This window comes from Oliverpabstia sp. (assembly GCF_022785585.1).
Classification (GTDB): Bacteria; Bacillota; Clostridia; order Lachnospirales; family Lachnospiraceae; genus Oliverpabstia; species Oliverpabstia intestinalis.
This window is the reverse complement of record NZ_JALFPR010000064.1, coordinates 23,050-29,222: the sequence shown is the minus strand read 5'-3', so window position 1 is coordinate 29,222 and position 6,173 is coordinate 23,050. Positions and strand designations below refer to the sequence as shown.

Below are 6,173 nucleotides of genomic sequence, written 5' to 3'. Positions count from 1 at the left end.
GCAACCTGTGTGGCGACAGAGGGAATCTATGAAACGCTGATGCATAAACCGTTGACGATCTGGGATGGAAGTGCTGTGATCACAGGATTGTTACTGGGTCTGAACCTTCCGGCATCCGCTCCCTGGTGGATCCCGGTGATTGGTGGCATTTTTGCTATTCTGATCGTAAAACAGCTGTTTGGTGGTTTGGGACAGAATATCATGAACCCGGCGCTGGCGGCAAGATGTTTCCTGCTGTTATCCTTTACCGGACAGATGACTAATTTCAGCGCAGATGGCGGTCTGGTAAAACTGGTAGATACGGTATCCGGTGCCACACCGCTGGCTGCAGTAAAAGCAGGAGAAAAAGTAGATCTGTTAAGCCTGTTTCTTGGCAATACACAGGGAACCATCGGTGAGACTTCTGCACTGGCGATCCTGATCGGAGCAGCATTCTTATTGATCCTCAAAGTTATTGACTGGAGAATCCCGTGTACATATATCGGAAGTTTTGCTATTTTCGTAATTTTGTTCGGTGGACATGGAGCAGACGGCTATTATCTGTTAGAACAGCTTCTGGGCGGTGGACTGATGCTTGGAGCATGGTTCATGGCTACTGATTATGTGACGACGCCGATTACCAAACGGGGACAGCTGGTATACGGCGTGATCCTGGGATGTCTGACCGGACTGTTCCGTATCTTTGGAGCCTCCGCAGAGGGCGTGTCCTATGCGATCATCTTTGGCAACCTGCTGATTCCGGTTATCGAACGTCTGACCGTACCGACGGCATTTGGAAAAGGAGGGGTGAAGCATGAAAAATAAGATTATCAAAGATGCCCTTGCCCTTACACTGATCACTCTGGTGGCAGGTGTGGCCCTTGGCGGTGTATATGAGATCACAAAAGATCCGATTGCAAAACAGGAAGCGCAGGCAAAAGCAGAGGCTTATGAACAGGTATTTACGGATGCAGCAGCTTTTGAGGCAGTAGAGATGGACGATACATTGACAAAGACGATCCGCGATCAGCTGGATCAGGAAGGTTATAAGGCACAGTCCATAGAAGAAGTTATGCGTGCGGAAGACCAGAGCGGAGAAACACTTGGCTATGCCTTTGCCGTTGTAACTTCGGAAGGATATGGTGGAGATATCCGGTTTTCCATGGGGGTACAAAATGACGGTACCCTGAACGGAATATCGATCCTGTCCATCGGTGAGACTGCAGGGCTTGGTATGAATGCAGATACTCCTGCTTTCAAAGATCAGTTCGTCGGAAAACAGGTAGAAAAACTACAGTATACAAAAAACGGGGCAACACAGGATGACGAGATCAATGCCATCAGTGGTGCCACAGTTACGACCAATGCCATGACTAACGGTGTCAATGCCGGTCTTTGTGCATTTCGTGTGATGGAAGGGGGAGATCAGTGATGAAAGCAAATTCACCTCTGGAACGTTTGTATAATGGTATCATCAAGGAGAATCCCACCTTTGTGCTGATGCTTGGTATGTGTCCTACACTGGCAGTTACCACATCTGCAAAAAATGGTTTTGGTATGGGTATGACGACAATGGTGATTCTTGCCCTGTCCAACCTGATGATCTCGATGCTCCGGAAAATGATTCCGGACAGTGTGCGTATGCCGGCTTATATCGTAGTCGTTGCATCCTTTGTAACCATCGTACAGTTCTTATTACAGGGATTTATTCCGAGCCTTTACGATTCTCTGGGAATCTATATTCCGCTGATCGTAGTTAACTGTATCATCCTGGGACGTGCAGAGGCTTATGCATCCAAGAATGGGCCAGTTAGTTCTCTGTTTGACGGAATCGGCATGGGACTTGGATTTACCGTTGGACTTACCAGCATCGGTATCGTCCGTGAGCTGATCGGTTCCGGTAAGATCTTTGGTATGACTGTTTTCAACGGTGGAGCTACCATCTTTATTCTGGCACCGGGAGCTTTCTTTGTCCTTGCGATGCTGGTGGCACTTCAGAACCGTGTGAAGATGAAAAAAGATCCTGCCGCAGCTCCGAAAGCATGCGACGAGAGCCTCTGTGCGGGCTGCACCAATCATATGTGTGCAAGTAAGAAGAACGCTGAGAAAGGAGGAACCCAGTCATGAGAGAATTGTTAATGATTGCCGTCGGTTCGGCATTGGTGAATAACGTAGTCCTGAGCCAGTTCCTTGGCCTGTGTCCCTTCCTCGGTGTATCTAAGAAAATGGATACGGCAGCAGGTATGGGTGCGGCTGTAATCTTCGTGCTGACGATTTCTTCATTCTGTACCAGTCTGATTTATAAATTTGTGCTGGTGACTACAGGAATGGAATATATGCAGACCATCGTATTTATTCTGGTGATCGCTGCTCTTGTACAGTTGGTTGAGATGTTCCTGAAAAAGACGATGCCAGCACTGTACAAGAGTCTGGGTGTGTATCTTCCTCTGATCACCACCAACTGTGCAGTACTTGGTGTGGCACTGTTAAATGTACAGAATAATTACGGAATCCTGGAAGGCACGGTCAATGGTTTTGCTACCGCAGTCGGATTTACCATCTCCATCGTGCTGATGGCAGGACTTCGTGAGAAAATCGAATATAACGATATACCGAAACCTTTCCGGGGAATGCCGATCGTACTTCTGACCGCAGGTTTGATGTCCATTGCGTTCTTCGGATTTTCCGGAATGATTTAAGGAGGGAGTTTTATGATTACAGGAATACTTATTGCTGCGGCTTTGGTAGGCGGCACAGGACTGGTGATCGGACTGCTCCTTGGGGTAGCCGGAAAGAAGTTTGCAGTGGAAGTTAATGAAAAAGAGATCGCCGTCAGAGAACAGCTTCCGGGCAATAACTGCGGTGGCTGTGGATATCCGGGATGCGACGGACTGGCAGCTGCAATCGCAGCCGGAAAAGCACCGGTAAATGGCTGTCCGGTAGGCGGCAACGAAGTGGCAAAAACCATTGCAGCTATCATGGGAGAAGAGATAAAAGAAGGACGCCGCATGACAGCCTTTGTAAAATGTGCGGGTGACTGTGAGAGCTCCAGAAATAATTATGTATATGATGGTGTGGAAGATTGTTCGGTTATGGCATTTATCCCGGGCGGCGGTGAGAAAAAATGTCATCATGGATGTCTCGGCTACGGTACCTGTGTAAAGGCGTGTAATTTTGACGCGATCCGTGTCATCAACGGCATCGCCCATGTAGATAAAGAAAAATGTAAAGCCTGCGGTCAGTGTGTGGCTGTCTGTCCGCATCATCTGATCGAGCTGGTTCCTTACGAGCAGACAGTAAAAGTAAGCTGCAGCTCTCAGGATAAAGGTAAGGCTACTATGAATGCCTGTGACAAAGGCTGTATCGGCTGTAAAAAATGTGAAAAGAACTGTCCGGTACAGGCTATTACGGTGACAGATAATGTGGCACATATCGATTACGATAAGTGTACCAATTGCGGACTTTGCAAAGAGAATTGTCCGAGACATTGTATCATCTGATACCAGGGTTCCAAAGTGAAAAGCTTTTCGTGCTTGCACGAGAAAGCTTTTTGCCTTGGAACCCGCCAAACATGAGAAAGTAGCGATTTACGAAGTAAATCAGCGGATTTCGAATGGTTAGGGGATTGTGAGAGCAGCAACGCTGCGGAACAATCCGTAGGTATCCGTAAATTATAATTTGAAAGGTCGGCCACCTTGTGGTATGATAGAACGTAGACTAAGGGAACTGTTGTTTGGGGCAGTTCCCGAAAAAAGGAGTTTATTATGATAGGATACGTGAAAGGCATACTGGAGGAAGCGGACGACCAGTGTATTATTGTAGATAATCACGGAATCGGCTATCGAATCTTCGTACCCGGTTCCGTTTTTTCTGGCGCGATTCCCATTGGTCAGGAAGTAAAAATATATACATATCTGAATGTAAAAGAAGATGCCATGCAGTTATACGGCTTTGCGACAAGAGACGATCTGAGAGTGTTTAAATTACTGTTAGGTGTCAACGGTATCGGACCGAAGGCAGGACTGGGGATCCTCTCAGCACTGTCGGCGGATGATCTGCGGTTCGCGGTTCTGGCAGATGATGCGGCGGCAATTGCCAAGGCACCCGGTATCGGTAAAAAGACTGCACAGAAACTGATCCTAGAACTGAAAGATAAACTGGATCTGGAAGATGCTTTTGAACAGAAACTGGCAAATCAGTCAGCAGCAGGAATACCTGAGACGGAAGGAGACAACCAGCTTCAGGAAGCAGTACAGGCACTGGTAGCACTTGGCTACCCGAACACGGATGCACTCCGCGCAGTGAAGAAAGTGGAAGGTGCGGAGACGATGGATGTAGAAACCCTACTAAAAGCCGCACTGAAGAAGATGATATAATGAGCGCAAGAGAGCCAGAGGGAGCTTGCTCGCTCTTGGCGAACGGCGAATGGCGATCATGATAGCTGCGAAAGCAGCGTCAAGCACCGCAGGTGCGAATCATGATATAATGAGCGCAAGAGAGCCAGAGGGAGCTTGCTCGCTCTTGGCGAACGGCGAAGAACAAGTAAGCTATAGTGAGTAGAGATATGTATATGGAGAAAAATAAAGTATGGAAAGACGTGTTATCACAACCGACATGATGGAAGAAGACATCCGTATCGAGGGAAGCCTTCGGCCCCAGTGTCTGGATGATTATATTGGTCAGGAAAAAGCAAAGAAAAATCTGAAAATATATATAGAAGCTGCAAAACAGCGAAACGATGCACTGGATCATGTATTGTTTTACGGACCACCCGGGCTTGGAAAAACCACACTGGCGGGGATTATTGCCAATGAAATGGGAGTTCACATGAAAGTGACTTCCGGTCCGGCTATCGAAAAACCGGGAGAGATGGCAGCTATCTTAAATAATTTGCAGGAGGGGGATGTCCTTTTTGTGGATGAGATTCACCGTCTGAATCGTCAGGTGGAAGAGGTTCTTTATCCGGCGATGGAAGACTATGCCATTGATATCATGATCGGGAAAGGTGCCACTGCCCGTTCAATTCGTCTTGATCTGCCACATTTTACTCTGGTGGGAGCAACCACAAGGGCAGGACTTCTGACGGCGCCGTTAAGAGACCGTTTTGGTGTGATCCACCATCTGGAGTTCTATACGGAGGAAGAACTGCAGACGATTATTCAGCATTCTGCGAAAGTGCTTGGAGTGGAGATCGATGCGGATGGAGCCAGAGAGATGGCAAAACGTTCGAGAGGAACTCCCCGTCTGGCAAACCGTCTGTTAAAGCGCGTGAGAGACTTTGCTCAGGTAAAATATGATGGAAAGATCACGAAAGAAGTGGCTGATTTTGCACTGGAACTTTTGGAAGTGGATCGGTATGGTCTGGATCAGACAGACCGGAAGATTCTGGAGATGATCATTCACAAATTTAACGGGGGTCCGGTAGGACTGGATACTTTGGCAGCAGCTATCGGAGAAGATGCGGGAACCATCGAAGATGTGTATGAACCGTACCTGATCCAGTACGGATTTTTAAATCGCACACCAAGAGGACGTGTGGCAACTGAGTTGGCATATCATCATTTGGGAATCTAAGGGGTTGTTTTTTGGAGGATTTTGTTTATAATAGAAGAGAGTCATACTGGCGGAACATATTGATAATGTGTAAAGCGGGGTATGAATTACTAACAGTAACCTTCGGAGAAATCACAGAAAATAACTGTAAAAGTACGAGGTATTACTGTCTGCAAAAACGTAGTTTGTTTATGCAGAGCATACATAAAATGGAGGAAATGCCGTAATGCCAGCAAAAAATACAATTAAGGTATTAATCGGAGGAAAGATCATCACATTAAGTGGATATGAGAGCGAAGAATATCTGCAGAGTGTGGCTTCTTATATGAATCATAAACTTGCTCAGCTTTCCGAACTGCCGGGATATAACCGACAGCCGGTGGAAACAAAAAACACACTGCTCAGCCTGAACATTGCAGATGATTACTTCAAGGCAAAACATCAGGCGGAAGTTTTTGAAGAAGATTCCCAGCTGAAAGATAAGGAAATGTACGATCTGAAACACGATCTGATCGAAGCCCAGATCGAGGTTGAGAATCTGAAGAAGGAAAAAGAAGAACTGGAACAGCAGGTGAAGAAGCTGGAACAGGATATGGAGAATCTGCTGAAATAGAAAAGAAGACTGTCGCAGTATCTGCGAT

8 protein-coding genes are annotated in these 6,173 nt (G+C 46.9%); all 8 read left to right on the top strand.

Translation table 11 applies throughout. The features are described 5' to 3' along the window. Window positions 1-804: RnfABCDGE type electron transport complex subunit D (locus MSA64_RS04050; RefSeq protein ID WP_287890662.1), on the top strand; the 804-nt coding region annotated here is incomplete at its 5' end. After that, a complete protein-coding gene (locus tag MSA64_RS04045; RefSeq protein ID WP_154432278.1) occupies window positions 794-1,411 on the top strand; it encodes an RnfABCDGE type electron transport complex subunit G in 618 nt (205 codons plus the stop codon). The genes MSA64_RS04050 and MSA64_RS04045, both read left to right, overlap by 11 nt. Then, window positions 1,411-2,106: an electron transport complex subunit RsxE gene (rsxE, locus tag MSA64_RS04040; RefSeq protein ID WP_022173170.1), complete on the top strand. Its 696-nt coding sequence runs from the start codon at window positions 1,411-1,413 to the stop codon at window positions 2,104-2,106. The genes MSA64_RS04045 and rsxE overlap by 1 nt, the downstream gene beginning before the upstream one ends. After that, a complete protein-coding gene (rsxA, locus tag MSA64_RS04035; protein WP_022173171.1) occupies window positions 2,103-2,678 on the top strand; it encodes an electron transport complex subunit RsxA in 576 nt (191 codons plus the stop codon). The genes rsxE and rsxA overlap by 4 nt, the downstream gene beginning before the upstream one ends. A gap of 12 nt (window positions 2,679-2,690) precedes the next feature. Next, window positions 2,691-3,479, top strand: a complete 789-nt coding sequence (locus tag MSA64_RS04030; RefSeq protein WP_154432279.1) for an RnfABCDGE type electron transport complex subunit B — start codon at window positions 2,691-2,693, stop codon at window positions 3,477-3,479. A gap of 264 nt (window positions 3,480-3,743) precedes the next feature. Beyond that, window positions 3,744-4,355 (top strand): Holliday junction branch migration protein RuvA, encoded by a 612-nt coding sequence (ruvA, locus tag MSA64_RS04025; protein WP_022173173.1) that lies wholly within the window; start codon window positions 3,744-3,746, stop codon window positions 4,353-4,355. 211 nt (window positions 4,356-4,566) lie between these two features. Continuing rightward, window positions 4,567-5,553: a Holliday junction branch migration DNA helicase RuvB gene (gene ruvB, locus MSA64_RS04020; RefSeq protein WP_022173174.1), complete on the top strand. Its 987-nt coding sequence runs from the start codon at window positions 4,567-4,569 to the stop codon at window positions 5,551-5,553. 205 nt (window positions 5,554-5,758) lie between these two features. Further along, window positions 5,759-6,145 carry a cell division protein ZapA gene (locus MSA64_RS04015; protein WP_022173175.1) on the top strand — a complete coding sequence of 129 codons (387 nt, stop codon included), beginning with the start codon at window positions 5,759-5,761 and terminating at the stop codon, window positions 6,143-6,145. The last annotated feature ends 28 nt before the right edge of the window (window positions 6,146-6,173 follow it).

Bases quoted from the DNA above. Each gene is read 5' to 3' on its own strand.
- MSA64_RS04045 (WP_154432278.1), top strand. From the start codon at position 794: ATGAAAAATAAGATTATCAAAGATGCCCTTGCCCTTACACTGATCACT.
- rsxE (WP_022173170.1), top strand. From the start codon at position 1,411: ATGAAAGCAAATTCACCTCTGGAACGTTTGTATAATGGTATCATCAAG.
- rsxA (WP_022173171.1), top strand. From the start codon at position 2,103: ATGAGAGAATTGTTAATGATTGCCGTCGGTTCGGCATTGGTGAATAAC.
- MSA64_RS04030 (WP_154432279.1), top strand. From the start codon at position 2,691: ATGATTACAGGAATACTTATTGCTGCGGCTTTGGTAGGCGGCACAGGA.
- ruvA (WP_022173173.1), top strand. From the start codon at position 3,744: ATGATAGGATACGTGAAAGGCATACTGGAGGAAGCGGACGACCAGTGT.
- ruvB (WP_022173174.1), top strand. From the start codon at position 4,567: ATGGAAAGACGTGTTATCACAACCGACATGATGGAAGAAGACATCCGT.
- MSA64_RS04015 (WP_022173175.1), top strand. From the start codon at position 5,759: ATGCCAGCAAAAAATACAATTAAGGTATTAATCGGAGGAAAGATCATC.